The 14,600-nt window shown below is 40.6% G+C and carries 11 protein-coding genes and 1 pseudogene; 5 read left to right on the forward strand and 7 right to left on the reverse strand.

Features of this window, described 5'->3' with window-relative positions:
• Positions 1-3: 3 nt before the first annotated feature.
• Entirely contained in the window at positions 4-582 is a 579-nt protein-coding gene (locus FTV09_RS01150) for a TetR/AcrR family transcriptional regulator (protein WP_180056340.1), read from the reverse strand.
• 152 nt (positions 583-734) lie between these two features.
• Here FTV09_RS01150 and FTV09_RS01155 point away from each other — a divergent pair, with 152 nt between their 5' ends.
• Together FTV09_RS01155 and FTV09_RS01160 are read left to right on the forward strand one after the other, a co-directional pair.
• Positions 735-1,478 (forward strand): SDR family oxidoreductase, encoded by a 744-nt coding sequence (locus FTV09_RS01155; RefSeq protein WP_180056341.1) that lies wholly within the window; start codon positions 735-737, stop codon positions 1,476-1,478.
• Positions 1,479-1,528: 50 nt separating this feature from the next.
• Positions 1,529-2,122 (forward strand): 2-hydroxychromene-2-carboxylate isomerase, encoded by a 594-nt coding sequence (locus FTV09_RS01160; RefSeq protein WP_180056342.1) that lies wholly within the window; start codon positions 1,529-1,531, stop codon positions 2,120-2,122.
• Positions 2,123-2,215: 93 nt separating this feature from the next.
• On the opposite strand, the gene FTV09_RS01165 is transcribed toward FTV09_RS01160, so the two are convergent.
• Positions 2,216-3,727 carry an aldehyde dehydrogenase family protein gene (locus tag FTV09_RS01165; protein WP_180056344.1) on the reverse strand — a complete coding sequence of 504 codons (1,512 nt, stop codon included), beginning with the start codon at positions 3,725-3,727 and terminating at the stop codon, positions 2,216-2,218.
• Positions 3,728-3,948: 221 nt separating this feature from the next.
• Between FTV09_RS01165 and FTV09_RS01170 the strand changes: the two genes are divergently transcribed.
• A complete protein-coding gene (locus FTV09_RS01170) occupies positions 3,949-5,133 on the forward strand; it encodes a transcriptional regulator (protein ID WP_180056347.1) in 1,185 nt (394 codons plus the stop codon).
• Between the two features lie 43 nt (positions 5,134-5,176).
• On the opposite strand, the gene FTV09_RS01175 is transcribed toward FTV09_RS01170, so the two are convergent.
• Together FTV09_RS01175 and FTV09_RS01180 are read right to left on the reverse strand one after the other, a co-directional pair.
• Positions 5,177-6,139 carry an alpha/beta hydrolase gene (locus FTV09_RS01175; protein WP_180056349.1) on the reverse strand — a complete coding sequence of 321 codons (963 nt, stop codon included), beginning with the start codon at positions 6,137-6,139 and terminating at the stop codon, positions 5,177-5,179.
• A 245-nt stretch (positions 6,140-6,384) separates the two neighbouring features.
• Entirely contained in the window at positions 6,385-7,596 is a 1,212-nt protein-coding gene (locus FTV09_RS01180; RefSeq protein WP_180056351.1) for an iron-containing alcohol dehydrogenase, read from the reverse strand.
• Between the two features lie 422 nt (positions 7,597-8,018).
• Here FTV09_RS01180 and FTV09_RS01185 point away from each other — a divergent pair, with 422 nt between their 5' ends.
• Entirely contained in the window at positions 8,019-9,719 is a 1,701-nt protein-coding gene (locus FTV09_RS01185) for an NAD-dependent malic enzyme (RefSeq protein ID WP_180056353.1), read from the forward strand.
• A gap of 407 nt (positions 9,720-10,126) precedes the next feature.
• Here the strand turns inward: FTV09_RS01185 and FTV09_RS01190 are convergent.
• Positions 10,127-10,942, reverse strand: a pseudogene (locus tag FTV09_RS01190) (type II toxin-antitoxin system HipA family toxin); the annotation flags it as partial.
• 124 nt (positions 10,943-11,066) lie between these two features.
• Between FTV09_RS01190 and FTV09_RS01195 the strand changes: the two are divergent.
• Positions 11,067-11,819, forward strand: a complete 753-nt coding sequence (locus FTV09_RS01195) for an IclR family transcriptional regulator (protein ID WP_100534458.1) — start codon at positions 11,067-11,069, stop codon at positions 11,817-11,819.
• A gap of 44 nt (positions 11,820-11,863) precedes the next feature.
• On the opposite strand, the gene FTV09_RS01200 is transcribed toward FTV09_RS01195, so the two are convergent.
• Both FTV09_RS01200 and FTV09_RS01205 read right to left on the reverse strand, forming a co-directional pair.
• Positions 11,864-13,360, reverse strand: coding sequence for a CoA-acylating methylmalonate-semialdehyde dehydrogenase (locus tag FTV09_RS01200; RefSeq protein ID WP_005400064.1), 1,497 nt, complete (start codon positions 13,358-13,360; stop codon positions 11,864-11,866).
• A gap of 52 nt (positions 13,361-13,412) precedes the next feature.
• Positions 13,413-14,570: an iron-containing alcohol dehydrogenase gene (locus FTV09_RS01205; RefSeq protein ID WP_005400065.1), complete on the reverse strand. Its 1,158-nt coding sequence runs from the start codon at positions 14,568-14,570 to the stop codon at positions 13,413-13,415.
• Positions 14,571-14,600: the final 30 nt, after the last annotated feature.

Raw genomic sequence — 14,600 nt, forward strand, 5'->3', positions numbered from 1 at the left:
CAATTACATTGATACGGGAGGATGACTGTCTAAATATTGCCTAATCATCATCTTATTGGCGTCTAATATGTTTTTTTGCAAATGTGGATCAGTAGCTGCTCGCGCAATTAAAATTGCACCAGCAAGTTGGCAGATTATGGCCCAAGCGAGTTCTTCGCTACCGAGATGCTGACTAAATAAAGCGTGACCACGCAGTAATTCAGTTTCATATACCAACTTAGTGTCCTGATCTGCACGCGCTACTTCACTCGCAAGCGTGGGGAGTGAACAACCTTGCTCGGGATGCTGAACATGTGCAGGGGTTAAATAGCGGTCAAGCTCAAATTCAATCCAATTCTGTGCATTATCATGTGGATTGTTTTGCCACATATCAAAACTGTGTTGTAACTCATGTTCAATTAAGGCTTTAAGTAGCTCTTGTTTAGACGAAAAATGTGAGTAAAAGGCACCACTGGTGACGCCGGCGGCTTTCATGAATCCATCCACACCTGTTGCGGCAAAGCCGTCTTTTTTCGCAATTTGTCCGCTGATGGTTAAAAGTTCTTGGCGTTTTTTTTGTTTGTATTCGGGTTTGTAGCGCATCTGCAACACCCTTGAAAATAAGATTGACGATAAATTAACCATAACATAGTATTCGTTATAGTAACGATCGTTATTTAATAATGTGTGGTTTAAAACCGACGCGTAAATAAAATGAGCGTGGAATAAAAATAAAACAGCAATGGAGTGAGACTATGCAACAACTCAATCGGACTTCGTCAAAAGTCGCTTTAGTGATTGGTGCAGGTGATGCAACTGGTGGTGAAATAGCTAAGCGTTTTGCCCGAGAGGGTTATATTGCCTGTATGACACGACGAAATGCAGACAAATTACAGCCTTTAATTGATGAGATTGAACAACTCGGTGGCAAAGCCTATGGTTTTGCTTCTGATGCACGTAAAGAAGAACAAGTCATTGAGTTGGTGGAGCAAATAGAGTCCAGTATTGGTGCTATTGAGGTGATGGTCTTTAATATCGGTGCCAATGTGCCATGTAGTATTTTGGAAGAAACCGCACGTAAATATTTTAAGATTTGGGAAATGGCATGTTTCTCGGCATTTTTAACTGGTCGGGAAGTGGCGAAGCGCATGGTGAGCCGTGAATCTGGCACAATTATTTTTACGGGTGCGACGGCTGGGGTTCGCGGTGCTGCAGGCTTTGCCGCTTTTGCTGGCGCAAAACATGCGCTTCGTGCCTTGGCACAAAGCATGGCACGTGAACTTGGACCAAGAAATATTCATGTGGCACATGTAGTGGTTGATGGTGCAATTGATACCGATTTTATTAAAGAGACTTTTCCCGATTTGTACGCAAAAAAAGAGCAAGATGGTATTTTAAATCCAGTACATATTGCGGAAAATTATTGGCATCTCTCACAGCAACCACGGGATGCATGGACGCATGAATTAGATCTGCGACCATGGATGGAACATTGGTAAGCACTGATTTAAAAATATTAGGAAAATAAGTAAAAAAAAGGACGAAAAAAATGAAATTAATCGAGTTTTATTTTGATGTTGGCAGTCCATATAGCTACATCGGATTTCACCGTATTCAGCACATTGCTGAGCAATATCAGGCAGAGATTATCTGGAAACCGATGTTATTGGGTGGGGTGTTTAAAGCTACTGGCAACAGTAGTCCGATGGCTGTGCCTGCAAAGGCACGCTATTCCATGCGGGATCTTAAGCGCTGGTCAGATCTATGGCAGATTCCCGTGCAAATGAATCCGTATTTTCCAATCAATACTTTGCAGTTGATGCGTTTGATAACCGCAGTCCAGTTATTTCAGCCTGAAGCATTTCTCAATGTACTGACGGGTATTTTTAACGCAATGTTTGGTCAGCCACGCAATTTAAATGACCTACATGAATTAATTCAATTGATGCAAGAGCTTGGATTGGATGTAGCGCAAGTTAAATCGTGGCTTGAGGATGAAAAAGTAAAGTCTGAGCTTAAAGTCATTACCGAAGAAGCCATTGCACGTGGTGTGTTCGGGGCGCCAAGTTGGTTTGTCGATGATGAGTTATATTGGGGTGTCGATCATTTACATTTTGTTGAGCATGCCTTGTCTGCAAAATGAATGACCCAGCGCAGCAAACTGTTCATTCAATTTAAACGTAGCTCTAATAAAAAAGCGAACCGAAGTTCGCTTTTTGTTTTTCAATATTCAGACTTAGAAGAATCCCATTGGCTTGGTGTCATAGCTCACCAACAAGTTTTTGGTTTGTTGATAATGATCAAGCATCATTTTGTGGTTTTCACGGCCAATACCTGATTTTTTATAACCGCCAAATGCTGCATGGGCAGGGTAAATGTGGTAACAGTTGGTCCAAACACGGCCCGCCTGAATCGCACGGCCTGCACGGTAAGAAGTATGCGCTGAACGTGACCACACACCTGCACCTAGACCATAAATGGTGTCATTGGCAATTTTAATGGCATCATCAAAGTCTTTAAAGGTTGCTACTGAAAGCACAGGGCCGAAGATTTCTTCTTGGAAAATCTTCATGTCATTGGTGCCTTTGAAAATGGTTGGTTCAATATAGAAACCTGTACCGACTTCATTACGTGGATCACCACCAGTAATGAGCTGTGCACCTTCATTTTTACCTGTAGCGATACAGCCTAAAATTTTGTCTTGCTGCTCTTGCGATGCCTGCGCACCAATCATGGTGTCTGTATCAAGTGGATGACCCGTCTTAATACGTTTCACACGCTCTACTGCCATTTCCAAGAATCGATCTGCAATGCTTTCTTGTACCAATGCACGTGATGGACATGTGCAAATTTCACCTTGGTTGAGCGCAAACATGGCAAAACCTTCGAGTGTTTTATCTAAGAATTCATCGTCTTTGTCCATGATGTCTTCAAAGAAAATGTTCGGTGATTTACCACCGAGTTCCAATGTCACAGGAATGATATTTTCAGTGGCATATTGCATGATCATTTGTCCCACAGCGGTTGAACCGGTGAAAGCAATTTTGGCAATACGTGGATTAGTCGCCAATGGACGACCAACTTCTACACCATAACCATTGACGATGTTGAGTACGCCTGGTGGTAGAATATCTTGAATTAATTCAGCTAAAACTAAAATACTCACCGGTGTTTGTTCTGCAGGTTTCAATACAATACAGTTACCTGCAGCAAGAGCCGGTGCAAGTTTCCATGCAGCCATCAAGATAGGGAAGTTCCATGGAATGATTTGCCCAACCACACCCAACGGCTCGTGAAAATGGTAAGCAATGGTATTTTCATCAATTTCAGAAATACCACCTTCTTGTGCACGGATACAGCCTGCAAAATAACGGAAATGATCAATACACAGTGGAATATCTGCAGCTAGAGTTTCACGGATCGGTTTACCGTTGTCCCATGTTTCTGCCACTGCCAGAAGCTCAAGATTCTCTTCTAAACGATCAGCGATTTTTAACAAAATATTGGAACGCGTGGTTGGTGAAGATGCATTCCACTGCGCTTTTGCTTTGTGCGCAGCATCGAGAGCCAATTCAATGTCATCAGCTGATGAACGTGGCACTTTGGTAAAGACTTTACCATCTACAGGGGAGATATTTTCAAAGTATTCGCCTTTGACAGGTGCGACCCATTCGCCACCAATCAGGTTTTCATACTGAGCTTTAAACTGAACTTTTGAACCGGGTTGATTAGGATCGACATAACGCATATAAATCTTCCTTTGCTTGTTTATTATGATCTGGTCTTGCTGCTTTACCTTAGCTGTCTACAGCTTTGGTATAAGGTACTTTTGTACATTATTTGATTAGCATAACTTGTATAAGGTTGGAAAAAGGTTGGAGACAAGAAGGTTTACAATATTTTTTTCAGCCCTTAAAACAAAAGCCGTTAAAATGGATTTTCAGTCATGAATTGTTGTGAGAATAATGAATGATGATGCAGCAGGATTTATTAGAAAAACGACAGAATATTGAACGGTTAAGGCAGCGAACCAGTCTGTCTAAGCAGCAAAATTCGCAGCTCAATGAGAGTATTGCGAGCTCTTGGCAACGCTCTGCACAGGCGGAAATTCCTGAGCATCGTGTTGCTGCGCCTTTACTTCCAATTCCTTCAAATTCGCAACCAACGGCCTTACAGCATGCCTTACAGCATTGCGCTGATGAGTTGAAACATATTGCCCAGCAGTCTTCGATGGTGCTTGCAGTGGGTGATGTGGGCAGTACCATTATTTGGAGTGCTTCAAGCCGGCAAATGCAAAGCGCTGCTGAAAGCGTACATTTTATTGCAGGTGGGCAGTGGCGAGAAGAATTGGTCGGCACAAATGCGCTGGCATTGACACTTAAAACACAGCAATCGAGCTGCGTATTTTCCAATGAGCATTACATGCCTTCGGTACATGATTGGGTTTGTTATGCTGCCCCAATTATTGATCCGCATACCCGACAAATTTTGGGGGTCATTGATTTATCCACAGTGTGGAAAAACCATAATAGTCTGGGTTTATTGGCCGCAGAACGTTGTGCTTCGATTATTCAATCAGCGTTATTAGAGTTTCAAAAGCAGCATTTATATATACGAGCATTTTCAGTGCCGCAAGTGCTCTTTAATGGCAAGGTGATGGTACTGACGCCGCGTCAGATTGAAATACTCACGATTTTAGCGTTGTGCCCGCAAGGCATGACTTTAGATACATTGCATCAAGCTTTATATGGCGAACGCAAAGTCAGTATCGGTACTTTAAAGGCTGAAATGTCGCAGTTGCGCGATATTTTGGGTGGTATGTTAGGTTCACGACCATATCGCTTATTGGTGCAAGTGGAAGCCGATTTTTTGCAAGCTGAACAGGCACTCGATGCTGGTTATCTCGATTCGGCCTTAAAACTGTGTTCAGGGATCTTCTTGGCGAAAACTGAAAGCCCATTTTTATGTGCATGGCGAGATTGTTTGGAATCACGTCTGAGTCAGGCGATTTTTAATGCCAAAGAAACCGATGTGCTGTTAAAACATGTGGCACGTTTCCCTGAGGCGATTGATGCTGTTGAGCGTTTAATTGAGTTGATGCCTGGCAATCATCCTATTCATCAAACTTTATTAAAATTTAAACAGCACCCATAGCTTATTCATTTGTGAAACATCCGTTATTTAAGCGTTGATTGGTCTATAAACCTTTACTGTTCAGCCATTGGAATAAATTGTGATAAACCTGTTCGCGTGCTGATTTCTCAGAAAGGACTAAGTCATGTAAACCATTTTGGATACTTTGAATAGTTACATAGCCCTGAATTTTTTTGGCATATTTTTGAATGTCTTTTACCCCTAAAATAACATCACTGCTTTGAGCCGATTTACCCCATTTTTTTGGATTTTTAGTTTGATGTGAATGCATCACTAATACCGGTACATCAATCGTCACACCTTGATGAATTTCCTTTTGAGCTTCATAAATACTGCGGACGAAACTGATGTATACCATTGGGTAGCGAGTTTTTTTCCAGTCTAAATTAAAGTCCCACTCACCTTTTAAATCTTGATGTAGGCTCGCCGTATACCATTTATTCAGCTCACTTGGGAATTTTAAATTTGGAAAAGTCTTTGCCAGTCTACTGAGCTGTGGAATCCCCAGCGCACGCTTAATCGGATTCATATTAAAGTCATAAAATGGGCTGTTACACCACAAGGCTTTAATTAGAGGATGATTGGGATGATGGGCTGCATATAAGGTCGTGGTGAGGCCACCTGTGGAATGACCGCAGAGCAGTAAGGCATCGTGACCTTCAGCGGAGATAATCTCAAGGGCCTGGTCAATTTCAGCATCGTACTCGGAGAGGTTGTGCACATTATAATATTTTTGATGGGGTAGAATTGATCGTCCATACTTTCTTAAATCTAGTGCGTAAAAGTCGAAGCCATGCTGATTAAATTGTTCGGCCATTTCGGTTTGGAAAAAATAATCAATAAAGCCATGAATATACAGAACGGCTTTAGATGTGGACTTTGCTGCTTTTTTTCGAACTAATGTGGCAACAACAGCACCTTCGTAATCATCCGGAAAATGAAGTGTGGTTTGTTCATAGCCCGTGCCTAAAATGTCGGGTTGATAGTGCACTGCTGAATGCGTCATTTTTATAGTGTTCCATGTTCTTGAATTTATACTTTATCCTTGATGAGACATGGCATTTTGTCAAATTAAATAATGAAGGTAGGTGGAATAATTTAGAAAGAGAAAAAGAACAACCTGAGCATGAAAGTGACCCGTCCTTGGTCAGCCTTTCCTGAATGAATGTGAAATGGATACTCAGTTGAGCCTGCAAAAGCTGAGATTTTGCAGGCACTCAGGTTGCTAGCATGAAGCAAGAAATATAGAACTTAAATAGCTGCTTTGAAGTCAACAACAGATGCACTTGGTTTTAATGCTGCTTTAAAGATATCGACCACTTGAGCATGAGTCGCTTTACGTGGGTTGGTCAGCATGCAGGCATCTTTTTGTGCATTTTCAGACATCACGCTTAAGTCTTGTTCTTTCACACCGAGTTCAGACAGACTTGATGGAATACCAATGGATGCTGAAAGTTCACGAATTGCTGCAATTGCTGCATAGGCAGCTTCAGTCACAGTAAGGCCATCAGTTGGTACACCCATCAACTGTGCAATACGTGCATAGCGGTCAGGGCAAGCGATCAAGTTGAATTCACAAACGTGCGGTAACAGTACAGCATTACAAACACCGTGAGGTAGGTTGTAGAAGCCACCCAGTTGGTGTGCCATTGCATGGACATAACCAAGAGACGCATTGTTAAATGCCATCCCTGCTAAGTACTGTGCATAGCTCATCGCATCACGTGCTTCTAGGTTTTCGCCATTGGCTACGGCAGGGCTGAGCCATTCACTGATCATTGAAATGGCTTTTTCAGCACAAGCATCGGTAATAGGATTGGCTGCTGTAGAAACATAAGCTTCGACCGCATGTGTTAATGCATCCATACCGGTTGCTGCAGTGAGCGCCGCAGGTTTCGCAATCATTAGTTTCGGGTCATCAATTGCGATGAGTGGTGTGCAACGCCAATCGACAATGGCCATTTTTACATGGGTTTCAGTATTGGTAATGATACAGAAACGGGTCATTTCAGAAGCTGTACCAGCAGTGGTATTAATCGCAATCAGCGGAGTCATTGGCACTGTACTTTTATCAATGCCTTCATAATCACGAATATGCCCACCACCTGCAGTCACTAAACCAATGCCTTTGGCACAGTCGTGTGAAGAGCCACCACCGAGAGAAACAATAAAATCACAGCCGTTGCTGTTATAAGCGTCAACACCACTGTGTACGTTCGTATCCGTTGGGTTAGGTTCTGCGCCTGGGAAAATGTGACAGTCAACGCCAGCTTCTTTTAAGTAGCCGGCAATGGTATCTGCCACGCCAAATTTAAATAATCCAGCATCGGTAACGATGAGTGCTTTTTTTGCACCTAAATTTTGCGCCTTGGCACCAATCTCTTTGGCACAACCTGGGCCAAAAAGTGAAACGCAAGGGATATAAAAACCGTTTGTTTGATCTGCAATATTTTTAAAAGCCATGGTGCGATTCCTTCTACCATCATTTTGAGTTGTTATGGGTGATACTCACCTGAAATGAGTATTGCGAGGGCACATAAAGAATGACACCTACCAAAGACCTACCAAATTTATGGATTTGTATTAATATCTAGTAAGTTTTTGATTTTATATTTTATTTATAAAAATAATATTGAACGATATTCGCTAAAAGTCGTAGTCATTCTGCGTCATTTGAATCAAAAGATTAAAATAAATGTGTTTGAAATTGGTATGAATTGCCTTGGTCTTATCAGATTATAAAATCTTGCTTAAAGTATTATCAATTTACTAAATGCCCCAAAGAGCCCAAATCAGGATAGGCTATACAAAACAAAGAGATTCAGAACCGTTAAATCTTGTGCTGAAGACATTCAGCGAGAAAGATTAATTAAATGAGTTAAATAATGCCCAGTCAAAATGTAAATACCAAACGTCCTTTATATATTCCTTATGCAGGGAACACACTTTTAGAACTCCCACTTTTAAATAAAGGTTCTGCATTCACTGAAGATGAACGTAAGAGCTTTAATCTACACGGTTTAATTCCTCATGTAACAGAGTCCATTGAAGAACAAAGTCAGCGTTCTTATCAGCAATATTGTGCTTTTAATAGTGACATCAATAAGCACATTTATCTGCGCAATATTCAAGATACCAATGAAACGCTGTTTTATCATTTAATTGAAAATCACCTCAGTGAAATGATGCCGATCATCTATACCCCAACGGTAGGTGAGGCATGTCAGCGTTTCTCGGATATTTATCGTCGTCATCGCGGGATTTTTATTTCCTATCCTGACCGTGATCATATCGATCAGATTATTCATAACGTAAATAAAAAGAATGTGAAAGTGATCGTGATTACAGATGGTGAACGAATTCTTGGTTTAGGTGACCAAGGGATTGGCGGTATGGGGATTCCCATTGGTAAATTGTCGTTGTATACCGCATGTGGTGGCATTAGTCCCGCTTATACGTTGCCGATTACCCTCGATGTGGGGACAAACAACCAGCAGTTATTGAATGACCCGATATATATGGGATGGAGTCAGCCTCGTATTAGTGGCGAAGAATACTACGACTTTGTTGAAAAGGTGATTAAAGCCATTCAGCAGCGTTGGCCGAAAGCATTAATTCAATTTGAGGACTTCGCACAAAAAAATGCAATGCCTTTATTGGAAAAATACCGCGATAAAATCTGCTGTTTTAATGATGATATTCAAGGGACAGCAGCGGTATCTGTCGGAAGTTTAATTGCAGCATCACGTGCTGCGGGCAAACAACTTAAAGATCAAGTGGTCACTTTCTTGGGTGCTGGGTCTGCGGGTTGTGGTATTGCAGAGCAAATCATCAAGCAAATGGTGGCTGAGGGTTTAACCGATGCACAAGCACGTGCACGTGTGTTTATGGTCGACCGCTTTGGTTTAATTACTGAAAATCAGCCGAATCTTTTAGATTTCCAACGTAAACTTGCCCAATCTACAGACAATGTTGCACATTGGGCTGATGCCGAATCTATGATTTCACTGTTGGATGTGGTGAAAAATGCCAAACCTACGGTACTGATTGGCGTTTCGGGGCAACCTGGATTATTTAGCCAAGAAGTGATTGAAACCTTGGCAGCCAACTGCGAACATCCAATTGTATTGCCACTTTCCAACCCGACTTCCCGTGTAGAAGCTGTACCGGCGGATATTTTGCAATGGACCAAAGGCAAAGCACTTATTGCAACAGGTAGCCCATTTGCGCCAGTGAATTATCAGGGGAAAATTCATCATATTTCACAGTGCAATAATTCGTATATTTTCCCAGGGATTGGGTTAGGGGTGATTGCTTCAGGTGCGAAACGTGTGACTGAAAATATGTTGATGGCTTCGAGTACGGCTTTGGCAGATTGTTCACCAAAATTGCAAGATCCTGAAGCAGATCTATTGCCAAGTCTGGATCATCTGCAAGACATTTCGAAGACAATTGCATTGAAGGTTGCACTAGCTGCCATTGCGGATGGTGTGGCACCGAATGTTAGTGTTGAAGTTTTACAGCATGCCATTGAAGAGAATTTCTGGAAGCCTGAATACCGTGATTATGTGCGGGTAACATACTAATATTTATTGTGTAATTTTTTAGAAAAGGTGTATTACCCGTTGTAATACACCTTTTTTACGGTTTAGAATATTTGAGCATAAAAAAGCCCCCATCTTTCGATGAGGGCTTTTTGAATTTGGAGCGGGAAAGGAGACTCGAACTCCCGATCCCCAACCTTGGCAAGGTCACCGAGATTTATACCATTAAATGATGTTAATTGTAAGTATATGATTTAATTGAATGTGATTAGTTTTTAGTGGGGCAAAATTTTTAGCAATTTAGATCATTTAAGGGTATTTTGGTCACTTCATATTGGAAATTTTTGTCTATAAAAGTCACCTATGTTTTAATACTGATTTTCATGAGAAATAACAACAGTATATGATTTAATATAATGATTATTAATCCTCATGAAAATGTTTTATATTCAATTCAATAAATGAATATTATGCTCAATCCTATTTTGGATCATTTGGAGAGTCTCTGCTTGAATTTGTCTAGGTAATAGATCATGAGCGATATTGCTGAATCGGATTGCAACCTTACAAATCGAACTAATAATTTCATCGACTTCTTGGGCAGAAAGTTCCGCTTCCTGAGTACCAAGTTTTACAAGAGCTTGTCGAGGAATATCCAGTGCCTCACCCATGATATCCATTTGATGATATCCACCTACCCCTTCACAGAAAGTAACATCATAGGCAGGGGAGAGTTTCCATTGCACATTTTGGGACATCAGAAATGAAAAGTTTTTGCAATGATCATCTCGATTATTGAAGACTACATTGAAAACAGCTCGCTTGAATGCAATTGCTTTTTCGCGAACATTATTGGTGCAAAAGTATGTAGCGCGAAGAAAGTTACTGTAGTCTAAACTCCCTAGTGATTTAAAATTAGCTCCGGTGAAGGCCGCTAAACTTTGCATAGGGATACGCATGCCATCGTGGCGGTCAAATCTCTTTGATGTAAATGCGGTTAATCCATTCAGAAGAGTAAAATATTGAGTGTCAGGGGTATCAATATGACAATGACGTAAACATTCTGCATAAACAGCTTCAATTGCACAAACTTCAGGATGCTCTTGCTGAGCGGGAAATTTGATCAGCCAGGCTTCATGTTGATGTGAGCTAACTGTTGAGAATTCATTGGTGACAGGATCACGATAGACGAGTGCTTTTGGCCTTGCACTTTGTGGAGATCCACCCATAATTAATAAATGCTGTAAAAATTCTGCACCTTCTCCATAGTGCACTAGGTTATGTATCACTTTTTGATTTTGAAGCAATGTACTATGATAAGATTAACCCGTTAGGTCAGGTGGCCTAACTTAAATAAAAAACTCTCCGACAAACCCGGTACGGTTCAATATGAATAAGAAAGGCTCATCAATTACCAGAGTTTTAGATATTATTGAGGCTATCTCAACTGCAAAGCATCCTCCTACACCTTTGGACCTTTCTATTGAGCTAGATATTCCAAAACCAAGTATCCATCGTTTACTTCAAACTTTGGAGCAAGAAAAATTCATTAAATTAGATATTTACGGTGGTTATATTGTAGGTGATAGGACTTACAAGTTGCTAATGAGCGCTTGGGAGCAAGAACCTAAAAAAATAGAAAGACTAGCAATTCTGCAAAAACTATCAGATCAAACTAATGAAACTTGTGGAATTGCCATCCTTAATAATAATCAAATGCTTTATACAGATCGAGTACAAGCAAATTGGCCATTACAAGTGTACTTACCTATTGGATCTACCGTACCATTATGGTGTACATCTAGTGGAAAACTTTTTTTAAGTTTTCAACCGGAAAGTCGAAGAAAAAATATAATAGAACACCTTCCTATTACACAGCTTACTAAAAATACTATTACTGATCCTGTGATGCTTGAAGAAAATTTGAATCATATTTTCTTAAATAAACTTGGAACTGATAATGAAGAGTTTATTTCAGGAATGGTCGCATGCTCTGTTCCCATCCACAAGGGAGATACAATCATTGCATGCTTATATGTCCATGCCCCAACGATACGAAAATCTCTTGATGATTTATTAAGTTTTGAATCGGTACTACGTCAGGCTGCGAACGATTTAAGTAAATTGATTAATATTGATTAAAAAAGCAAGTCATGATGACTTGCTTTTTGTTCAGCATAAAAACATTAGTTCAGCGTTGGCATTGAGAATTGAGCACCCTCACGAACATTAGCGGTTGGCCAACGTTGTGTAATCGTTTTACGACGGGTGTAAAAACGTGCACCATCTGGACCATAAGCATTTAAATCACCAAATAATGAGCGCTTCCAGCCACCAAAACTATGATAAGCCACAGGGACTGGCAATGGGATATTAATTCCTACCATTCCGACCTTAATATTGTCACTGAAGTAACGAGCTGCTTCCCCATCACGTGTATAAATACAAGTACCATTGCCGTATTCATGATCATCAATCAGATTCATAGCTTCTTGCATGGTTTTTACACGTATAACCTGTAGTACAGGACCGAAAATTTCTTCTTTATAACTAGTCATTTCAGGAGTCACTTGATCGATTAGCGTGGCTCCCACATAGAATCCCTTTTCGTAACCAACTGGAGCTGCATCTCGACCATCAACAACAATCGTTGCACCTTGCTCTTCTGCACTGTTGATATAACCCACAACTTTAGCTTTATGCTGGGCTGTAATCACAGGACCGAAATCATTTTCTTTTTCTGAATATGCCCCATATTTTAACGATGCCATAGCTTCAGAGAGCTTAGAAATCATCAAATCAGCAACATCATCACCTACGGCAACAGCGACTGAAAGAGCCATACAACGCTCACCTGATGAACCAAAAGCAGCACCTAATAAAGAGCTTACTACATTATCAATATCAGCATCAGGCATAACAATCGCATGGTTTTTTGCACCGCCAAGTGCTTGGCATCTTTTCCCAGTAGCAGTTGCTGTCTTATAAATATATTCAGCTATCGGTGTCGAGCCAACGAAGCTTATAGCCTGTACTCGAGAATCTAAAAGTAAGGTATCAACAGCCTCTTTATCTCCATTTACAACATTTAGTACGCCATCAGGTAGACCAGCTTCTTTCAGTAATTGTGCAATATACAAAGTTGATGATGGATCACGCTCAGATGGTTTAAGAACAAAAGTATTTCCACAAACAATTGCCATCGGGAACATCCAAAGTGGAACCATGACTGGGAAATTAAATGGAGTAATACCTGCAACGACACCTAAAGGCTGGAACTCACTCCATGAATCGATACTTGGACCTACGTTTTTACTGAATTCACCTTTTAAAAATTCAGGGGCACTGCAAGCATACTCAACATTTTCAATACCACGCTGTAATTCACCGGCAGCATCATGCACAATTTTTCCGTGTTCTTCGCCAATAAGTTTGCAAATTTTTTCAGCATTGTCCTCAAGAAGTTCTTTGAATTTAAACATGACGCGGGCGCGTTTAATGACAGGAGTATTACGCCATTCAGGAAAAGCAGCTTCGGCAGCAGAAATAGCTTCTTCAACGGTTGCTTTACCGGCTAGCCCTACTTCTTTACTTTGTTCACCTGTTGATGGATTGTAAACAGGCTGCGTTCTTGTATGATTGGTATTCAATACGCCGTTAATAAAATGTCCGATCAATTCCATGTGAATCTGTCCTCTTTATATAAAAAATAATTAAAGTTAATTGAAAAATGCATTACCACAATTGCTTATAGAGCGAAATCATTTCAGCAATTGTAGGAGTTATTGGGTTATTAGATGGAGAGCCAGATGCTATTGCCTGCTCAGCCATTGTTTGTACAACTTCATCAAAATATTTTCTATCCACCCCGAACTCAGCCAGAGTTGGAACTTTTAAATCTTTATTAATTTCAGCCAATGCTTGTACTAGCTTTTGATTTGCGACTTCATGGGAATCATCAATATGTGCAACACCCATTGCTTTTGCACAGTCCGCATAACGTTCAGGTGCAGCTTGTATTGAAAACTCAGTAATCATAGGAAGTAACATTGCATTCGATAGGCCATGAGGTACATGGAAAAAAGCACCGATCGGTCGACTCATCCCATGAACCAATGCAACAGAAGCATTTGAAAATGCAATGCCTGCAAATGTGGAACCAAGCATCATCTTTTCACGTGCAGATTCATTACCCGGCTCATGATAAGCAATTTGTAAGTTAGGTCCGATTAGTTTCATCGCTGCAATTGCTTGGGCATCACTATATGGACTTGCTTTTTTACTAACATATGCTTCAATTGCATGTGTTAGTGCATCAATCCCAGTATCTGCCGTAGTTCTAGCAGGTAAAGACATCGTTAACTCATAGTCGATAATTGCTGCAATGGGTAAGAATCCAAGCCCAGCACAAAGCATTTTTTCACTGGTCTTATCATCAGTAATGATTGTAAAACGAGTACATTCAGAACCTGTTCCCGCTGTAGTTGGGATTGCAATAATTGGCAGTCCGATCTCGTTGACCTGTCTGGGAAATTTATAATCTCTTATCTCTCCCCCAAACTTACTTAAAATACTGATAGCCTTAGCACTGTCGATAGGGCTTCCGCCACCTACAGCAATAATGGCATCATATTGGTGCGTTTTGACATGATTCACTCCAGCTTCAATTGAAGCTGAAGTCGGCTCAGGAATCGTTTCATCAAAATAGTCACTCTCGATGTTTTCTGCCTTAAGTAAATTTTGAATCTGATCAATATATCCCAGTGAAACCATCATTTTATCAGTGATGATTAATGGTCTTTTCGCTCCTAAGCTATTCAAAATCTCAGGAAGATGACTTCTAGCATTTTTCCCGACTTGCATAATTCGTGGAAGGTTAATTGAATGAGACATTTTAAATTCACCATAAATTATTGAAGTAAT

Origin of the sequence: Acinetobacter sp. YH12227 (genome assembly GCF_013417785.1) — a bacterium.
GTDB lineage: Bacteria > Pseudomonadota > Gammaproteobacteria > Pseudomonadales > Moraxellaceae > Acinetobacter > Acinetobacter gandensis.

Bases quoted from the DNA above. Each gene is read 5' to 3' on its own strand.
- FTV09_RS01200 (WP_005400064.1), bottom strand. From the start codon at position 13,360: ATGGAATTGATCGGACATTTTATTAACGGCGTATTGAATACCAATCAT.
- FTV09_RS01185 (WP_180056353.1), top strand. From the start codon at position 8,019: ATGCCCAGTCAAAATGTAAATACCAAACGTCCTTTATATATTCCTTAT.
- FTV09_RS01165 (WP_180056344.1), bottom strand. From the start codon at position 3,727: ATGCGTTATGTCGATCCTAATCAACCCGGTTCAAAAGTTCAGTTTAAA.
- FTV09_RS01205 (WP_005400065.1), bottom strand. From the start codon at position 14,570: ATGTCTCATTCAATTAACCTTCCACGAATTATGCAAGTCGGGAAAAAT.
- FTV09_RS01160 (WP_180056342.1), top strand. From the start codon at position 1,529: ATGAAATTAATCGAGTTTTATTTTGATGTTGGCAGTCCATATAGCTAC.
- FTV09_RS01150 (WP_180056340.1), bottom strand. From the start codon at position 582: ATGCGCTACAAACCCGAATACAAACAAAAAAAACGCCAAGAACTTTTA.
- FTV09_RS01180 (WP_180056351.1), bottom strand. From the start codon at position 7,596: ATGGCTTTTAAAAATATTGCAGATCAAACAAACGGTTTTTATATCCCT.
- FTV09_RS01195 (WP_100534458.1), top strand. From the start codon at position 11,067: ATGAATAAGAAAGGCTCATCAATTACCAGAGTTTTAGATATTATTGAG.
- FTV09_RS01170 (WP_180056347.1), top strand. From the start codon at position 3,949: ATGATGATGCAGCAGGATTTATTAGAAAAACGACAGAATATTGAACGG.
- FTV09_RS01175 (WP_180056349.1), bottom strand. From the start codon at position 6,139: ATGACGCATTCAGCAGTGCACTATCAACCCGACATTTTAGGCACGGGC.
- FTV09_RS01155 (WP_180056341.1), top strand. From the start codon at position 735: ATGCAACAACTCAATCGGACTTCGTCAAAAGTCGCTTTAGTGATTGGT.